This is a genomic window from Streptomyces sp. A18, assembly GCF_059026065.1.
The window spans coordinates 1-16,660 of the sequence record NZ_JBWLKL010000052.1 but is presented as its reverse complement, the minus strand read 5'-3'; the positions used below and the strand labels follow the sequence as shown (position 1 = coordinate 16,660).

Genomic DNA, 16,660 nt, shown 5'->3' with positions numbered 1-16,660 from the left:
CGACTTCTTGCGCCCACGGGCACAGATTTGCCGCACACCCCAGGAATGTCAACGCTTCGCACAGGCCACTCAACTCCGGGACGCCCCAGGGAAGTTCAGGCCTCACCAGCCACCAGGGACGCCACGGCGCAGGCCAACGGGGTGCCGCGCCGGTTCTCCAGGCGCCGCTACACCCACCCGACTACGCGAAGTTCTTGCTCGTTTTCATCAGGATCTTGCGAGGTGCGTGGCGTGGCTTTCAGCCCTCCGGCGTGGCCCGCGGCAGCGCAACTGCGGCTTCACGCGCGGGTATTGATCAGCAGTCGGCCGCGCACCGCGTGGAGCTGTCAGAGTCTCTCAACTCGCTGATGGGCAGGGAGACCTTGCCCGCCGCCGCCAAAAAATACCCGCCGGTAACTTAACGTACAGTGGGACGGGCTGCCGCCCCACGCAGCCCCGGGCAACAGAAAGGACCCGCCTTCATGGCCGCCCCACGTCCGTTTCGCGCGGCATTGCTTCCACGGGCCCTGGTCGTCTCCGCGGCCACCCTGGGTACCGGAGCCGCGACGGCCCTACCGGCGGACGAGACCTCCAAGCCCGCACCAAGCACCTCCGGGCAGGTCCCCACCTGGGCCATCGCCCACCGGGTGCTGACGACCGGCGGGGTGACCAAGGCGCTCTCGAACGGGGCCAACGCGCTGGAGATCGACGCCACAGCCTGGCGCAAGGGCTGGTGGGCGGACCACGACGGCACCCTCACCAGCTCCGGCGACACCATGTCGGACATGTTCGACCAGGTGGCAAAGGAGCACGAGGGCGGACGCAGCGTCTCCTTCGTCTGGCTGGACATGAAGAACCCCGACTGGTGCGACGCCGACGACCCAGAGTGGCGCCACTGCTCCGTGGCCGCACTGCGGGACATGGCGCGCCAGAAGCTGGAGAGCAGAGGCATCCGGGTGCTCTACGGCTTCTACGGCAAGGAGGGCGGCAGCGGTTGGAAGAACGCCCTCGGGGACCTGAACCCCAAGGAAGCGGTCAGTTTCAGCGGCGACTACGCGCAGGTCCGGGACGGCTTCGCCGAGCACGGGCCGAATGTCCCCGGCAACCAGCGCGTGATGGACAACGGCCTGTTCAGCATGGCGCTGAAGTTCGGCGGCATCCAGAAGGAGCTCACGGCCGCCAGGAAGGCCCGGGACACCGGAGCCCTCGCGCAGACCGTCGGCTGGACGGTGGGGAAGGGTGACAGGGCGCGCGCCGCCACCCTGCTCGACGCGACCGACGGGAGCGCGGCCGTGAACAGCCTGATCTACGGCAACCGGATGACGTGCTACCCGGACGGCGTCAGCGGCCCGAAGGGCTGCGGGACCGACGACACCGCGGTGCGGGAATCAATCTCGTACATCACGGACTACGTGAAGGCCCACCCGGACACGCGCCGCATGGCCACACCCGAAGACATCCCCTTCGGCGGCTGACGCAAACCGAGGCGCGCCGGGCCTGGGCCGCCGCACCGGCAACGGACACCGCAGCTGCTCGCCGCCTGATACTCGTCAGTGCCATGACATGTCCGCGATTTGTCGGCTGTTCACGACGTCTGTCGCGTGCTGATCAGCTTTGCCGAGGGCTCAGGGGCGGACAACGAGCTTCGGTCCTGCCCGAAACATCCCGCCGCCGCGGTGCTGTGGCGTCCGGTTCGGAGACTCGCCGTCGCCAGATCACCGGGGCCAGATCACCGGGGCCCAGATCACCGGGAGCGGAGTAACAGATCCTGCGCCCCGACGGGGAAGAGGCGAGGCTTCCGTTATGCCGAGACCGTACGCCGCCGCACCGCGCACCACCGCCCTCGTCCGCGCCATCGCCCTGCGCACCGTTCCCCTGGTCGCCGCCGCGCTCCTGGCGCCCCTGCTCACCGCGGCCGCACACCCCACCGAGCCGAAGCCTTTCGCACACCCCGGAGTGCACGTCGACCGCACCCAGCTCGACGCGGTCCGCGAGCGCGTGCGCTCCGGGCAACAGCCGTGGCGAGCGGCGTACGACGCCATGCGCCGCAGCCGGTACGCGGCCCTGGACCGCCGCCCGCGACCGCACAAGATCGTTGCCTGCAAGCCCTACGCCAAGCCCCGGGCCTGCACGGCGGAGCGAGAGGACGCCATCGCCGCGTACACGCACGCCCTGCTCTGGTACGTCACCGAGGAGCGGGCGCACGCGGACAAGGCGAGGCAGATCATGGACTCCTGGTCGGCCGTCATCAAAGACCACACAGAGGGCAACGCGGGCCTGCAGACCGCCTGGGCGGGGTCGACCTGGGCCAGGGCCGCGGAGATCGTGCGGCACACGGATGCCGGGTGGCCGCAGCAGGACGTGGACCGCTTCTCACGGATGCTGCGCCAGGTCTACCTGCCCGAGCTCTCCGGCAAAGTCGCCGATTACAACGGCAATTGGGATCTCGCGATGACCGACGCGACCGCCGGGATTGCCGTCTTCCTCGACGACCGCAAGACCTTCGACCGGGCACTGAGCCGCTTCCGGGCCCGGGTGCCCGCCTACTTCTACCTCCGCTCGGACGGAAAGCTGCCGGTCCCGCCGCCGGGCGGCACGGTGAAGACGCCGCAGCAGATCAGGACGTACTGGTTCGGACAGAAACGGTTCGTGAACGGTCTGGGGCAGGAGACCTGCCGCAACTTCGAGCACGTCGGGTACGCCCTCGCCGCGACGTCCCACATCGCGGAGACGGCCTGGCACCAAGGGGTGGACCTCTACGCGCCGGTCCGTGAACGCCTGGCCGCGGCAATGGAGTTGCACTCCCGCTACCAGCTCGGCGAGAAGATGCCGAAGTGGCTGTGCGGCGGAAAGCCGGAGCTGACGATGGGCCCCGACCTGGAGGTGGCTGTCAACCACTTGGGAAACCGCCTGGGCGGGCCGCTGCCGCAGACACGCAAACTGGCGGCACGGATGCGACCGGCAGGGACGGACGACTTGTTCGTGGCCTGGGAGACCCTGACACACGCGGAGAATCCCTAGTGGTCGACTCCCGAAGCACTCCGGCTCGGGAGGGGTGGCCTCCGGAGTACCTCCGGAGTACGCGTGGGGCCGCCCCGCTCCCACTCGCTGTTGCCCGGACCCCGGACTGGTCGACCGAGTCGACGCGGCACGCGTGATCAGATCGGGAGCCATTGTTTGACGAGGGGTTGGTTGTCGCCGATCCAGGTCTCCACCGCGGCGGATTTGCGCTCCGCGCCTCCGGCCTCCTGGATCGCGGCCTCCAGGCCCTGCAGCTGATCCGGCGTCACCCGGAAGTTCCGCAGCCACTCCAGGGCTTCGTTGTCGCGTCGGCCGTGGAACTTTCGGGAGACGATCGTGTGAAGCTTGTCGGGGTCGCCAAAGGCATCGGCGGGGTCATCGAGGTAGCGGATGTCGTACTTGGAGAACGCCCAGTGGGGGCGCCACATGCCCACCAGGACAGGGCGCTTCGCGGCGTAGGCGGTGTCCAGGGCCTGCAGCATGGTGCCGGTGTCCTTGGCCTTCTGGCGGTACCTGCCGGTCAGGCCGTACTCCGGGATCACTGATTTGTCGACGGTTCTGGTCAGACCCGCGGTCGGCTCGATGCCGATGATCGTCCCGTCGAAGAGGTCGGCGTACTCCGGCAGATCGACCAGGGACTCGACCTCATCCACGTAGTCGGGCACGGCCAGGCCCAGATCGCCGGGCTCATACCAGGGGCCGATGTCCACCATCGAGCCGCCGTACTGCGCCCATTGCTCGGTGTGGACGCTCGGCAGCCAGGCGTCCATGAAGACGTCGAACCGGCCCTCGGCCACCCCGCGGAACAGGTCGGGAACGGCGTCCTTCCGCACGGCTTTGACCTGGTAGCCCTTGGACTCGAGCAGCTGCTTCCACAGCTCGGTGACCGCGATGTCCTCGTCCCAGGCCACATAGCCGATGGTGATGGTCCCCCGGTCCTTCTTCGCCGCGGCCTTCGCCCGGCCCGGTTCCCCGTCGGTGCCGCAGGCGGACAGGGCGGCGGGCGCCAGCGCCCCCGCGGCCAGGACTCCCAGGAGCCTGCGTCGATCCAACGCGTGTGCACTGTCTCCCCAGGTGGACATTCCGTCAGCCTAGTTCCCTGCGGGATGCAAGCACTAGTGTTCCCAACAGCGTTACGGGGCGGGGCATTTGACGGGGACTGCCGAACGGCAAGGGGGAGGGCCGGTGTGGTGACGCCGACGGAAACGCCGACGGGAACGGGGAGTGCGTCCGGACCGGGTGCATCCTTGCAAGTGTCCGCACCGATGGGGGCGGCGGCGCAGGCTGTTCCGGAACGGCGGCGCGGGAGGGTGCGGGTGGCGGCCTCCGTGGTCGTTGGGATCGTCGGGACGGGTTCCCCACCGGCCCGGTTGCGGCTGGCGGGGCTGATCCTGACACTGCTGACTGTGCTGTTCGGAGCACTCTTGGCCACGTCGGTGTACGAGCGCCAGACGGCGGCCAGGAATGTGGCGGAGCAGTCCGCGCCGCTGAGCGCGGACGCGGCGGAGATCTACCGTTCGCTGGCGGACGCGGACGCCACGGCGGGGGCGGGCTTCCTGCGGGGCATCAAGGAGTCCCATGCGGACCGCGTCACCTACGAGGCGAATATCCGTACCGCCTCCCGGCTGCTCTCCAAAGCGGCGGCCCGCACCGGGGACTCCTACGCCGCGCAGCGGCAGATCGCCATCCTGAACAAGGAACTGCCCGGCTACACCGGCCTGGTGGAGGCGGCACGCTCCGCCAACCGTGAGAACAAGCCGGTCGGCAACTCCTATCTGCGGTACGCCTCGGAGCAGATGCGCTCCACCATGCTCCCGGCGGCCGAGGACATGTACCACGCGGAGACCCGGCGGATGGCCGCGATCCGCGCCGACGCGACCGAGCCGCCCTGGGCGGCCTACGGCGCCGGGCTGCTCGTTCTGGCCGTGATCGGCTTCTACTCCTACCGGCTCTACCTGGCCACCAACCGGCTGCTCAACCTGGGTCTGGTGGCGGCAGCCGGGGCGGTCCTCGTCTCGTTGGTCTGGCTGACGGCAGGTCATGCCATGGCCCGCTCCTCGCTGGAGGACTCCGACACCCACGGCTCGGCCTCGGTGCAGCTGCTGACCCAGTCCCGGATCGCCGGCCTGAAGGCCCGCGGGAACGAGAACATGGCCCTGGTGGCGCGCGGGGAGGGTGCCGCCTATTCCCAGGAGTTCGATTACTGGGCGGGTGCGATGGACGACAAGGACAAGGGGCAGCGGCTGATGCAGCGCTCCGAGCGGCAGGCCGAGGACGAGGTCGGGCAGGAGCTGGTGGCGGATGCCTGGGCGGAGCTGAAGGACTGGAAGAAGCTGCACGACCAGGCCCGGAAGCAGGACGACCGCGGCGACTACGAGGCCGCCCTGGCCCGCACCATCGGCGGGAAGGCCGACGGCAAGACCATCGAGGACACCACCGAGCGCAGCTTCGCCGCCATGGACCGCAAGTTGGCCGCGGCGGTGGACCACGAGCAGAAGCAGTTCCAGGAGCAGGCCGAGAGCGGGCGCGGCGCGCTCACCGGACTGCCCGTCGGCGGCTCGGTGCTGTGCCTGCTCGGCGTGGCCGGCGTAGTCCTGGGAGTCGGCAAGCGGCTGTCGGAGTACCGGTGACCGCCGGGGGCCACGGCGGTATGAGGGAGGAGACGGCAGTGGGGAACGTAGGTGCGGGGTCCGGCGGTCCGGCACGGGGCGCCACGCCGCCGCGTGACCGGCGCCGCGTGGCCGGGGTGTGGGCCGCGGTGTGGCTGGCCGCCGCCGCGCTGGTGACGGTGCCCACGGTCAGCGGCGCCGCACCGCAGCAGGCGCCGACGGCGGGAGCGCGGTCCGCGGCTCAGGCGGGGGCGCCGGATCAGGCCCCGCGGCAGCCGACGTCCGCCGGGGAGGACTGCAACACCAAGGTGAGTCCCGACCCGAAGAGCGGCAGCCAGAACGGAGCGGCCGTCAAGAAGATCAAGGACCGGGGCAAACTGATCGCCGGGGTGGCGCAGAACAGCAACCTGTGGAGCCACCGCGACGCCAAGGGCGAGCTGGCGGGCTTCGACATCGACCTGGTCAAGCAGCTGGCCGACTCCCTGCTCGGGGACCGCGAGGCGGTGGAGTTCCGCACCGTCCCGGTCGACCGCCGCCAACAGGCCCTGGAGTACGGCGAGGTGGATGTGCTGGTGCAGGCCATGCCGATCACCTGTCGGGCGCTCGAGGGCACCCCGGAGGAACCGGCCGTGGACTTCTCCAGCCCCTACTTCGAGACCGGGCAGCGAGTGCTGGTCCCCGAGCACTCCGACATCACTGGCTTCAACCGCACCCTGAAGGGCAAAACGGTGTGCACCGCCTACGGCTCCAGCGGCTACGAGCTGTTGAGCGGCGAGGGCCAGGAGAAGTACGGCGCATGGATGCGGGGGCGGCCGGGTGCCCTGGACTGCCTGATGCTGCTTCAGCTCTCCCGCGTGGACGCGGTCCTGACCGACAGCGGGCTCGCCGCGGGCCTGGCTGCCCAGGAGGACGGCACCCGGCTGGTCGGGCCGCAGATCGGCGAGGACTCCTACGGCGTCGCCGTCAAGCACGGGACGGACGATCTGCTGCGGGTGGTCAACAGCACCCTGGAGAAGGCCGGCGAGAGCGCCTGGCAGAAGAGCTATGACCGGTGGCTGAAGGACTGGCTGGGCCCGGCCAAGCCCCCAGCTCCGCAGTACGGCTGAGCCATGGCGGCACTGGCGGAAACCGCTGCGCCTCGACGCACACAAGGACCCTTGGCGCATATGCGGACAAGGGAGCGAGGGTGAGGCCCCTTGGGAGCACAGGGAGCGGATCCTCATGTCTCTAACGGAACCGACGCATCCCTGCTCCCGATAACGCTCCCGAACACGAAGGAGGGGCCACCCGAAGGTGACCCCTACCTGCGACGTTTCCGTCGGGACGACAGGCTACAAAGGCAACCCGACGCCAAACGTCCCCGCCTGCACAACGGGACCGCGCGTTCCTCGCCGCGCTGCTCACTCCGCTCCCCCGCGCGGCCCTGCGCCGGCACCGCGACCTGTTGAAGCACCGCCGCCAGACACAGAGGTCGGCGCTCTCGAAGGCGGGCCTGCCGTGTCGACAATGTGCCTCAGATCGGTCGAACTCGATGGTGATGGTCTCTCGTGTGCGGGGCGACCGCGTGAGCCCGTGGGCCCCGCGGCCGGCCCGCTCACGGGAGACGGTGCGAAAAGGAAGTCAGTCCTCGCACCCGTCGACATCGTCGTCGCATCCGTCCACATCGCCAGGGGCGACCGTGGTCAGGCGCCACGCGATGAGTCCCGTTCCGGCCCGCTCGGCTTCGACGTGCGCCGTGAACGGCTTGCCCGCCGGGAGGTTGAAGTGGTCCGCATCGCGGTCACCGCATCCCACCCCGTAGGCCTGCTCGTCCGAACCTCGGGCCAAGGTCAGAGTGAGCTCCTCCGTCCCGTCCGTGTCACAGGTGATCTCGAATCGGTACGGTTTGTCGCCGCTCGCGCGGAAGGACTTCTTCAGACCCGACCCCAGGTAGGCGGTGCTGGAATCGACGAGCTCCGCTTCCGTACCGTCGTCAGCGGCGGCCTTGAGTGCCTGCTCGGCACGCCTCAACGCGTCGTCCGGCTCCCATGGCCTCCCAGTGCCTTCGGAAGACGCCGACGGTTTCGACGACTGCGTCGAGGCGGCGGCACTCTCCTTGGAGCCGCTCCCGCCCTGATCATCCGCGCAGCCAGACATCAGAACGGCCAAAACCGCGACGGACAGAGGGAGGGTATGACGTATGCGCATGAAATAACCCTATCCAGGAGGAACAAGCTGGTACTCGCGGCCCAGCGCGTCAGCCTGGGTGTTGCCGTACACGGATACCTCGCCGTCGGACCAGCGCACGAAGACGTCGTCCTCCCAGAGGTTGCCGCCGAACTCGCCCGGAGCGATCACCCGGGCGTGCTTCCACGTGCCATTCGGGCCCTTCAGTTGGTTCTCCTTGCCGAGGCCGTGCGCGCCGACGTCTTCGTAGATGGTGAGTTCACCGTCCGACCAGCGCACGAAGAGGTCGAAGTCGGAGTTGGTGGACCCGTCGAAGTCTCCGCCGGCGATGACCGAGGCATGCTGTTTCCACAGGGCGTTGGGGGCCAGGAGTTGCCGCTCGGCGTGGAAGCCGCCGCCGTCGACGTTGGTGTATTTGGTGACTTCCCCGTCGACCCAGCGGACGACCAGGTCGTCGGCCCACTTGTTACCGCCGTACTTGCCTGTCGCGATGCCCTTCGCGTACTTCCACGTCGAGCCGGCCTTGGCGACAGTGATCTCGTTTGCCGGGTGTTCGGAGGTGGAGGTGGGCAGCTGAGTGTGCTCGTCGATGTCCTTGTAGATCGTGACCTCGCCGTCGATCCACTTGACCATCAGGTCGTACGCGTTGGAGCCGGTGTAGTCGCCGGCTGTGATCACCTCGGCGTAGTCGGCCCACATCTTGTTCGGCTTGGCGAGGCGCGTCTCACATGGCTGGCCCTGGGCGCAGCCGGTGTAGAAACCCTGCGACTGGTCGCCGGGGTAGAGCGTCATTTCCCCGTCGGACCATTTCACGACCAGGTCGCCGTCCTGCGTCTTCTGCGAAGACGTGTGGAACTGGCCGGTGGCCGTGGCCGTGGCGTGGCGCCAGAGTCCCGCGTCGCCCATACCCTGGTTCTGGGAGGGCTTGTCCGGCGTGTAGTCGTTCACGGCCTGGTTGTAGAGGCGTACGACGTCGGCGTCGAACTGTGAGGAGTAAGAGACGTTGTCGAACTTGCCACCGGTCTTGTAGCCGCCGATGACGCCGATGACATCTCCGCGCTTGCCGTCGAAGTTGCGGAGGAACGGCCCGCCGGAGACGCCCGGGGCGAACCCGTCACAGGCGATCTCCAAGAAGCGTCCGGCGTAGGCCTTGGTGGATGTCTTGGGGCACACGCGCGGCGACTTGGAGCTGCCGGGGAAACCGATCAGGGTGACGTTTCTCTGGTTCAGGTTGCCGGAGGCGGGGAGCGTGGTCAGCTCATTGCCCGTCCCCGTCGCGTTCTCCAGGAACTTTCCCTTGGAGTTCGGTCCGGTCCGCAGGAAGGCGAAGTCGAGGTCGTCGGCCTTCTGCGAGCCCAGGGACAGGTAGCGGCCATCGATCCAGACCTTCCCCTTCTTGATCGGGAAGACGCCGTAGGGGGCGATGCCACGGCCCTTGTGCTGCGGATCGGCCTTCCAGCCCGGCGCGAACGCGAGGTTGCGGAACCGGTCGTTGTCGTTGAGGCAGTGCGCGGCCGTGATCACCAGCGACTTGTTGGGCGAAGCCACGGAGGAGGCGGAGCAGAACTGATCGCGCTTGCCCGGATCCGACTGCGGTTCGTCATCCTGGTTGATGAGGAAGACACCGGCGGTGGCGACACCATTGTTGTTGACATTTGAGGGTGAGCGCAGCATGTCACCCGCCGTCTTCGGCACCCCGTCGACAACTCCCTTGTCGGGGTTGGCAGGTACGGCTTTGGCGATGCGATCCGGAGTCCAGTAGGCCTCGGCCGCCTTGGCTTCGGCGATCTCCTCCGGCGTGGCCTTGAGCGCCGTGCTCTCCTCGGCCTCCTTCTCCCGCTGATCGGGGTGCTTGTCGGGGTGTTTGAGGGAGGCGTCCGGCGTGCCCGTGGGTTCAAGGTCCTTGGTCGGGTCCTGCGTGGCGGAGGATCGCGGAGGCGGGCTGACCTCGGGAGTGGCGGTGGCGCTCGGGGAGGCCGACAGCGTCGGGGCGGGGCTCGCCGGGCTCACGGGAGCCGCTGACGCGAGGCCAGGCGAGGTGAGCATCAGGGCACTTGCCGCGACGCCGAGCGCTGTGGTGCGCACGACGATACGTATTCGTTGGTTCACGTGGATCTTTCATCTGGAGCACAAAAAAGGACATACAGTGACGACGCACCGCACGACGCCCAGGACCTTATGCCATTGGTACATACCAATGCACATCGCAACGGAATTTCGCCTGAGCCAGGACGTCTGGACGGGCGGCAGCGCGACCGGCTCCGTCCCGAACGGAGAGTGGGTCGACGCACAACAGCCAAGTTCGCCCCTGTCCGCGAGCCTTGTGTGTGCCGATAATTACGTCCGAGCAGGACCTCAGTCATGGGGTCCATCGCACGGCGCGGCAGGAGGTCACTCGTGCTGCTCCGTCTCACCTGCCTGACCGCTGCTCACCTCTTCGCCTCCCTGCGCCTGCTGCGCACGAGTGACCAAGCCAAGGCCTCCGAGATCCTCACCCTGCGCCACCAGCTCACCGTCCTTGAGCGACAACTCGGCGCGGACCGGGTGAAGCTTGCTCCGGAAGACCGGGTGTTCCTTGCCGCTCTGCTGGTGCCATTACCCCGCAAGGTCCTGCGCCGATTGCGCCTACTGATCCGGCCTGACACCGTGCTGCGCTGACATCAGCTGCTTGGCCTGGGTGTCGTCGAGGCCGAGGGCGTCACGCAGATGAGCCAGGTTCGTCGGATGCACCCGACTCCTGAAGAGCTCGGCAAGGCCCTCGTGGCGGAACGGAATCTGAAGTTCCAGGACGTCCGGCGACGGCAGGCGCGGGGTGCTCAGGATGAAGGGGCGCTCGATGCCGGTCTCCATGGACAGCTGCACCGACTGGCGGGACTCCTGGTAGACGTTGCTCATGTAGACCACCGGCTCCATGAAGCGCATCTGCGCCTGGTTGTCGGTGTCGTACGCGAGCTCCACTAAGCCGCCGAGCTCGGTCGGCAGCTTGGGGTAGAGCGGGGTCAGGTCGAAGCCGGTGGCGTTGGCACGCAGAATCTCCTGACCCGCGGCGACCGCCTCGGCGAACTTGAGCATGTCGGCACGGTCGCGCTTGATCACGGCGAGCAGGTCGCGTACCTCGTCAGCACGCTCCTCGGGGATGTTGATGAAGTAACCGCCGCGCAGTTCGGGGTTGTTGCTGGCGGTGACGTGCACCTGCGGGGACTGCAGGTACGACTCGAGGAGCGGGACCTGGAGGAAGGTCAGGTTCGACGCTGTTGAGCGCGCTGCGCAACCATTCGGCACCGTACGCGGACGTTCACCGCCGTCGGCAGCCTCGTTCCAGCACATCGCGCATGCGGCGAGCCCACCCCGGACGTGCTCGCTTGATGCCACGCCCGCCAGGGGCGCTCTACGGCGTCCGGCAGCGCCGCCAGTCGCTCTGCCCCATGCTTCCCGCCATGAACACATTTCGGAGCCGTGTGATCAGGAGGACCTGTTCCCCGAGGTGTGTGCGCTCCTGGAGATGGGATCCCACGACAGCGTTCGCGTCCTGGACATGACCATGCGGCACTTCGGTGACCGAGCCGCCGGGCTCCTGTCCACCATCGCCGAGCGCGCCACCACTGGCGTGGACGCCGCTGAACGGCTACTGACCCACGTCGATGACGAGCGCTGGGAGGACGAACCGGAGTGGGAACTGACCCCTCGAACCGCCGCTGTGCTGCGCCTCGCTCTGAACGAACTGGCTGAACTCACCGAGGCCGACGCGGCCCATCTCGCCAACCGCCATGTCGACGCCGCCGACGAGCCCCTTCACGTACTGGACTCGCTCCCCCGCCTCACCTTCGCCAAGTCCACCGCTTGGCGCACCCGCTTCGCCCAAGCGTCCCGCGACCTGGCCATCGCCATCGACCACAACGACGAACCACGCCCACGCTGCACCGGCGAGGAAATGGCCCTACACCTCGCTCTAGCCCACGCCCCACGCATACGTACCGAACAGCCGCACACCGTCGCCCGCGCGATTGCCGACCTGCCGGCCCGCCCATACGACTGGGACTGGGACACCGCTACCGATCTCCTCTTCGAGGACCACGACGTTCTCATGCTCTTCGACAAACATCTCGATGGCGTCGAGGCCACAACGACATCCACCAGCAGCTCGGCATGGTCAACCTCCGCCCGGACACCTGGTTCCTGCCCTTCAATGCATCTGATGCGGGCCCCGAAGCCGCGGACTGAAGAACGGAGGGGCATGAAGTACTCCGTCACGACCACGTGTCTGTCGGTATCGGGTGCCGTAACCCAGGCCAACTTGCAGACCGGATTGCGGGCTTGATCCGGAGATCGATGTCGGTGGCGCAGGCCGATGGCCGCGGGCAGTGCGTTCGTGGGGCGGGCCACGGCGCGAACCTGACCGGAAGCGCCCACGCGCCGCCTCCATGATCCGTCAGTCAGCCCACAACTGCACAGTCGTTGTTCCGAGTTCAGGCGCCAAGCCTGCCCCACCGGCCCTAAACTGCCGCTGTGTCCGCGTTGCATCCACCCAGCCGTGATCCCGACTCGCTCCCGACATCGGTAGAGCCGACGCTCGATTGGTCGGAGTTGGGCGGGCTGGTTCGTGCGTTGCAACACTTCGCGCGTTACGTAGAGGCCCTCCGCTCGCAGATGGAGCGGGCAGGGCAGGCTCTTCAGGCCGTCGCTGAACGACTCTTTCGCCGGAATCGCCGAGCACGCAGAGGTGGGGCCAGACGACCTCATCATCTCTTCTTTGAGGCGCTTGCCCGGTTGCTCCTGCAGCAACTTCTCGCCGTTCGACTACAACTGCCCAGGCCGCCCCCGTCTCACATGCCTACCGCGCCACGCGCTGTCGCTCGGTTGCGCGGCATGCGCGTCCCCCGAGCGCCCCAGGTCTGAGTCTCCCGTCACCCACAAGCTGCCTGATGTTGCGCACCGCATGTCCTCGGGAGGGGCTATGAGCAGTACCTCCGCGCGTTGGGCACGGGGATACCTGGAGATTCATAATGTCCGTGGTCGGCCTGCTGCCGCCCGAAACGCCATGGTGGGCCGTGTTCGGCCTGTTGGCACTGGTGTTGTTCATCCTGCTGGTCCGCGCCGTGATGCCAAGTAGCTCGGCAGACCGCGTGAAGTGGTGGGAGAACTACTGGAAGCGTAGAAAGTAACGCCGAAGGGGTGCTCCGCCCACGGGTGGAGCACCCCTTCGCGCGTCACCAGCCGACAGGAGGCGAGCGGTGGCGTGGTGGGAGCAGGGGTGATGATCAGCAAGGCTCGGGCAGGGTGAACTCTTGCATCGGTGTTTGGGGCGTGCGCCTGGAACCGGAGCGCCTCAACGGCGCACCTGTGTAAACGGGTGGTGGCCAGCGAGCGAGCAGCGCAGAGGCCGCCGCAAGCCGAACGTGTGAAGGGGGACGTATGACCCGAGGTGATATGGCGACCCTCGCCATCACTGCCTGGACGATGTCGCTTTGGGCGCTGATGATGACTGCGACGTCTCAGCGGCGGGGCAAAAAGACGCTACTCGAACGTGTGGTGTGGCACTGGGCGTTGAAGCGCGCAGTCGAGCGGCGGACCGACCTCGAGTCGAAGATCAGCTCAAGTAATCGGGCACGTTGTCGGCGTCGGCCCTAAACTACATACAGCGTGAAGACGTGCTGTTCCAGGCATCATCGAGGGCTTCCACAGTCAAGATCATCAGCACTTCCGTGCTGTCCTTCAACGCTGGCGGAGCGCTATCGCTCATCGTTATGGCCAGTGCTTGGTCCTCGTGGCATGTGCCTCTAGCGGGCGTGGCCCTGCTGGTGCCAGTCTTGCTCACCATCGGACTGAACCTCCTGGCCATGGGCCCTGGGATGCAGCGTTGGACAACCGAGGTCGTCACCGCCGCCGGGCGTCGGTCCTACGAGGCACTACTGGTGCCGTTCGAGGCGTCTGGACGGGAGCCGTCGGGCAAGGAACCCTTTCATTCCCCCCACATTCCAGCAGTACATGCGCTCGAGGACCTCGCTCGCGCCCTGGAGAAATACGCCGTCAAACGGGCCCTTCCTGACGGGAGGAACCCCATGGCTCAGGTCGTGCGGCATTATGCGGCCGCCGCAACGCACGTACGCACGCTGCGTGACGGAGTTGCGCTCGACCGGACGGACGATGGCCGCTAGCGGGCACTCAGTGAAGTAGCACGGCTGCTGACAGTCCTGGCGGGGCCGAACCTCCGAGATCTCGTATCGCTCGATGGTGCCGATGAGAACCTTCTCAGCGAGCATCGTGCGCGTACGGCGTGGCGGCGTCAGACCCTAGCGCTCACGATCTTCACGCTAGTGCTTGGCGGTATTGTCGCCGCCCTCGCCCTGTCTTCGTCCGGGCTCGGCGTCGCAGTCGCCACGGTTGCCGCCGCCTTCGTGGTGGCAACGTGGGCCAAGAACTTCGGGCTCTCCTCCACTCAAAGTGATGGCGGCGGCGTCAGTAGTTGAACTGTTCCCAGTGCTGCCCACTCTGGTTCGCGCCCCACGGGCGAACGCGTTGAGGGTGCCGAATAACCATCCGTCGCTGTCACGGGCCTTCCCCCGTGAAGGTGGGTACGCGGTTATTGATCACGCGGCGAGCGTGATTTTACCGGTGTGGTGTCGGTGTTCGTATGCGTTGGGGCTGAAGTGGCCGATGGCGGAGTGCCGGCGGCGGGTGTTGTAGCGGGTCAGCCAGGCAAAGACCGTCCTTCCCTGGCCGCGTCGCTGACCGCCGTGCACACCCAGCGCCGGGCGATGGAAGCCCAGATCAACACCCTGCTGGAGGCCCACCCTCTTTCCCCGGTCCTGACCTCGATGCCCGGCGTCGGCGTCAGGACCGCCGCCGTCCTGCTGGTCACCGTCGGCGACGGCACCAGCTTCCCCACCGCCGCCCACCTGGCCTCCTACGCCGGACTCGCCCCGACCACGAAATCGTCCGGGACCTCGATCCACGGCGAACACGCACCCAGAGGCGGAAACCGGCAGCTCAAACGCGCGATGTTCCTCTCCGCCTTCGCTGCATGAACGCCGACCCAGCCTCCCGCACCTACTACGACCGCCAGCGAGCCCGCGGCAAGACCCACACCCAGGCCCTCCTCCGCCTCGCCCGCCAACGCATCAGCGTCCTGTTCGCCATGCTCCGCGACGGCACCTTCTACGAAACCCGGACACCGAAGGACGTCGAACTCGCCGCATAACCCCAGCAACCTCGAACCACCCCAAACCCGACAGCGGTGCCTTGACGAAAGACATAGAGGCACCCCCCACGCACAAATCACCCAACTGAAAGTGCGCCGGAGAGACCGCCTCGGCGGAATCCTGCACGAGTACCAACATGCCGCTTGAACTGCACGGATGGAGTTTTCGGCAGGCGCAGAGACGGGGCGGGCGGCCGCGCCGGGTATCGCCGTCGGCGGCCAAGCTCCAGGTGAGGTCGTCCAATTGTTGCCGGGACATGCCGGTCAGTGTCGGATCGGACAGCAGTGTCTGGTCCCACTCCGGCGTCGGCGCATGCGGGGTTCGGGCCGCCGGGATTGCGGGGCGGGGCTCGGGGCGCAGGGCATAGTTCCAGTCGCCGTGGAAGGCATGTCGGGTCAGCGGCAGGGCCGCCATTTCCGCGTCGCCGATGCGGACGCCGGTCGGATAAGTGTTGGTGTCGAGCACGGAACCCACGCGCAGTCCGGTGCGGGTGGTGGTCGCCGCGATGGTCTGCAGGATGACTTCGTGGCTGGTCAGCGGGCGGCCCCGCCAGTTCATGGTGAGGTGGGAGAAGAGCCGGTGCTCGATCTTGTTCCACTTCGATGTGCCGGGCGGCAGGTGGCACACGGTGATGATCAGCCCGGTTTCTGCGGCGAGCCGGGCGAGTTCGAGTTTCCAGGCCCGGGGGCGGTACCCGTTGGAGCCACCCGCGTCGGCGGTGATCAGCAGTCGTGTTGCCTGCGGGTAGGTGTCCTGGCCCTGGCCGTGCCACCAGCGGCGGATGGATTCCACAGCGAACGCGGCGGTGTCGTGATCGGTGCCGACGTTGACCCAGCCGGTGTTCGCTGCCAGATCGTAGATTCCGTACGGGATGGCCTTGCCCAACTGCCGGTCGACGAAGTCATGGACGCTCACCGGCACCGGGGCACCGGTCGGCCGCCACTGGCGGCCGTGGTTCTTGAACTCGCCGACGAGTTCCTTCTTCTTGGTGTCCACGCTGATCACCGGCTGGCCGGTATCCCGGTGTGTTCGGGCCTCCTCGTTGAGGTAGCGGAACTGAGCGTCGCGGTCCACATGCTGGCTGCCCTCGATGGTCTTGGCGTTGGCCTGCAGACTGAAGCCTTCCTCCCGCAGCAGGTCGGCGACGGTGTCCGCGCTGACGCGGTGCCCGGCCCGGGTCAGCTCCCGCGCGAGGGTGCGAGTGGACTTCACCGTCCACCGCAGCGGCGACATCGGATCACCCCGCTCGTCAGGCTCGACCAAAGCCAGCAGCGCAGGCCGCAGCCCAGGATCGATATCGGCGACTCGTTTACGCCCTCCGCCCCGTCACCGAACGCGCCTCAACGGATCTTCTCCGGCCTCGAGTTCGAACACCCCCTTACGGATCGTCGTCTCGCTCGCCGCAGCCGCCCGCGCGACAGCCCGGACGCCTCCGTGCCCCAGCCCCCGGGCCTCCGCGGCCATCAGCAGCCGCCGCTGCCGCTCGTCCAGATGCGGGAACAACACCGCTAACTTCACTGCGAGTTGGGCACGAGTCTCGTCCGGGATGCGCATACCAAGCCAACGAATCCCAGGACGGAAAGCAACACCTTGATGATCTGCAAGCCCTTAGTAGGACTCCGTTACGTCTTCCGGATGTTCCTGATCAGGAGCATGTTGGATGGGTGGACGCGCATGAAGTGAACC

The 16,660-nt window shown here is 67.5% G+C and carries 12 protein-coding genes and 2 pseudogenes; 9 read left to right on the top strand and 5 right to left on the bottom strand.

Annotated features, from left to right (window positions below):
• Positions 1 to 461 precede the first annotated feature (461 nt).
• Both AC5P1C_RS39410 and AC5P1C_RS39405 read left to right on the top strand, forming a co-directional pair.
• On the top strand, positions 462 to 1,454 hold the full coding sequence (locus AC5P1C_RS39410; RefSeq protein ID WP_493870798.1) for a PI-PLC domain-containing protein: 993 nt from the start codon (positions 462 to 464) through the stop codon (positions 1,452 to 1,454).
• A gap of 328 nt (positions 1,455 to 1,782) precedes the next feature.
• Positions 1,783 to 3,000 carry an alginate lyase family protein gene (locus AC5P1C_RS39405; protein WP_493870797.1) on the top strand — a complete coding sequence of 406 codons (1,218 nt, stop codon included), beginning with the start codon at positions 1,783 to 1,785 and terminating at the stop codon, positions 2,998 to 3,000.
• A gap of 137 nt (positions 3,001 to 3,137) precedes the next feature.
• On the opposite strand, the gene AC5P1C_RS39400 is transcribed toward AC5P1C_RS39405, so the two are convergent.
• Positions 3,138 to 4,082 carry a glycine betaine ABC transporter substrate-binding protein gene (locus AC5P1C_RS39400; RefSeq protein ID WP_493870796.1) on the bottom strand — a complete coding sequence of 315 codons (945 nt, stop codon included), beginning with the start codon at positions 4,080 to 4,082 and terminating at the stop codon, positions 3,138 to 3,140.
• Positions 4,083 to 4,106: 24 nt separating this feature from the next.
• Here AC5P1C_RS39400 and AC5P1C_RS39395 point away from each other — a divergent pair, with 24 nt between their 5' ends.
• Both AC5P1C_RS39395 and AC5P1C_RS39390 read left to right on the top strand, forming a co-directional pair.
• A complete protein-coding gene (locus AC5P1C_RS39395) occupies positions 4,107 to 5,630 on the top strand; it encodes a GlnX family signal transduction membrane protein (protein WP_493870795.1) in 1,524 nt (507 codons plus the stop codon).
• A gap of 38 nt (positions 5,631 to 5,668) precedes the next feature.
• Positions 5,669 to 6,715, top strand: a complete 1,047-nt coding sequence (locus AC5P1C_RS39390; RefSeq protein WP_493870794.1) for a transporter substrate-binding domain-containing protein — start codon at positions 5,669 to 5,671, stop codon at positions 6,713 to 6,715.
• Positions 6,716 to 7,229: 514 nt separating this feature from the next.
• Here the strand turns inward: AC5P1C_RS39390 and AC5P1C_RS39385 are convergent.
• Both AC5P1C_RS39385 and AC5P1C_RS39380 read right to left on the bottom strand, forming a co-directional pair.
• On the bottom strand, positions 7,230 to 7,745 hold the full coding sequence (locus tag AC5P1C_RS39385) for a DUF6023 family protein (RefSeq protein ID WP_493870814.1): 516 nt from the start codon (positions 7,743 to 7,745) through the stop codon (positions 7,230 to 7,232).
• Between the two features lie 60 nt (positions 7,746 to 7,805).
• Positions 7,806 to 9,884: a trypsin-like serine peptidase gene (locus AC5P1C_RS39380; RefSeq protein WP_493870793.1), complete on the bottom strand. Its 2,079-nt coding sequence runs from the start codon at positions 9,882 to 9,884 to the stop codon at positions 7,806 to 7,808.
• 252 nt (positions 9,885 to 10,136) lie between these two features.
• Here AC5P1C_RS39380 and AC5P1C_RS39375 point away from each other — a divergent pair, with 252 nt between their 5' ends.
• Positions 10,137 to 10,433 (top strand): hypothetical protein, encoded by a 297-nt coding sequence (locus AC5P1C_RS39375; RefSeq protein ID WP_493870792.1) that lies wholly within the window; start codon positions 10,137 to 10,139, stop codon positions 10,431 to 10,433.
• Here AC5P1C_RS39375 and AC5P1C_RS39370 read toward each other — a convergent pair.
• Positions 10,401 to 11,147 carry a hypothetical protein gene (locus AC5P1C_RS39370; RefSeq protein ID WP_493870791.1) on the bottom strand — a complete coding sequence of 249 codons (747 nt, stop codon included), beginning with the start codon at positions 11,145 to 11,147 and terminating at the stop codon, positions 10,401 to 10,403. The two genes, AC5P1C_RS39375 and AC5P1C_RS39370, sit on opposite strands and share 33 nt — an antisense overlap.
• A gap of 130 nt (positions 11,148 to 11,277) precedes the next feature.
• Between AC5P1C_RS39370 and AC5P1C_RS39365 the strand changes: the two genes are divergently transcribed.
• The 4 genes and pseudogenes from AC5P1C_RS39365 to AC5P1C_RS39350 form a co-directional block, all read left to right on the top strand.
• Positions 11,278 to 12,093: a hypothetical protein gene (locus AC5P1C_RS39365; protein ID WP_493870790.1), complete on the top strand. Its 816-nt coding sequence runs from the start codon at positions 11,278 to 11,280 to the stop codon at positions 12,091 to 12,093.
• Positions 12,094 to 12,778: 685 nt separating this feature from the next.
• Positions 12,779 to 12,937 (top strand): hypothetical protein, encoded by a 159-nt coding sequence (locus tag AC5P1C_RS39360; RefSeq protein WP_493870789.1) that lies wholly within the window; start codon positions 12,779 to 12,781, stop codon positions 12,935 to 12,937.
• Between the two features lie 486 nt (positions 12,938 to 13,423).
• Positions 13,424 to 13,930, top strand: a complete 507-nt coding sequence (locus AC5P1C_RS39355; protein ID WP_493870788.1) for a hypothetical protein — start codon at positions 13,424 to 13,426, stop codon at positions 13,928 to 13,930.
• Between the two features lie 552 nt (positions 13,931 to 14,482).
• Positions 14,483 to 14,973, top strand: a pseudogene (locus AC5P1C_RS39350) (transposase); the annotation flags it as partial.
• Between the two features lie 184 nt (positions 14,974 to 15,157).
• On the opposite strand, the pseudogene AC5P1C_RS39345 reads toward AC5P1C_RS39350, so the two are convergent.
• Positions 15,158 to 16,528, bottom strand: a pseudogene (locus tag AC5P1C_RS39345) (ISAzo13 family transposase); the annotation flags it as partial.
• Positions 16,529 to 16,660: the final 132 nt, after the last annotated feature.

Coding starts and splice junctions, on each gene's coding strand:
- AC5P1C_RS39395 (WP_493870795.1), top strand. CDS start 4,107: ATGCAAGCACTAGTGTTCCCAACAGCGTTACGGGGCGGGGCATTTGAC.
- AC5P1C_RS39375 (WP_493870792.1), top strand. CDS start 10,137: ATGGGGTCCATCGCACGGCGCGGCAGGAGGTCACTCGTGCTGCTCCGT.
- AC5P1C_RS39405 (WP_493870797.1), top strand. CDS start 1,783: ATGCCGAGACCGTACGCCGCCGCACCGCGCACCACCGCCCTCGTCCGC.
- AC5P1C_RS39400 (WP_493870796.1), bottom strand. CDS start 4,082: ATGTCCACCTGGGGAGACAGTGCACACGCGTTGGATCGACGCAGGCTC.
- AC5P1C_RS39360 (WP_493870789.1), top strand. CDS start 12,779: ATGTCCGTGGTCGGCCTGCTGCCGCCCGAAACGCCATGGTGGGCCGTG.
- AC5P1C_RS39365 (WP_493870790.1), top strand. CDS start 11,278: ATGGGATCCCACGACAGCGTTCGCGTCCTGGACATGACCATGCGGCAC.
- AC5P1C_RS39410 (WP_493870798.1), top strand. CDS start 462: ATGGCCGCCCCACGTCCGTTTCGCGCGGCATTGCTTCCACGGGCCCTG.
- AC5P1C_RS39385 (WP_493870814.1), bottom strand. CDS start 7,745: ATGTCTGGCTGCGCGGATGATCAGGGCGGGAGCGGCTCCAAGGAGAGT.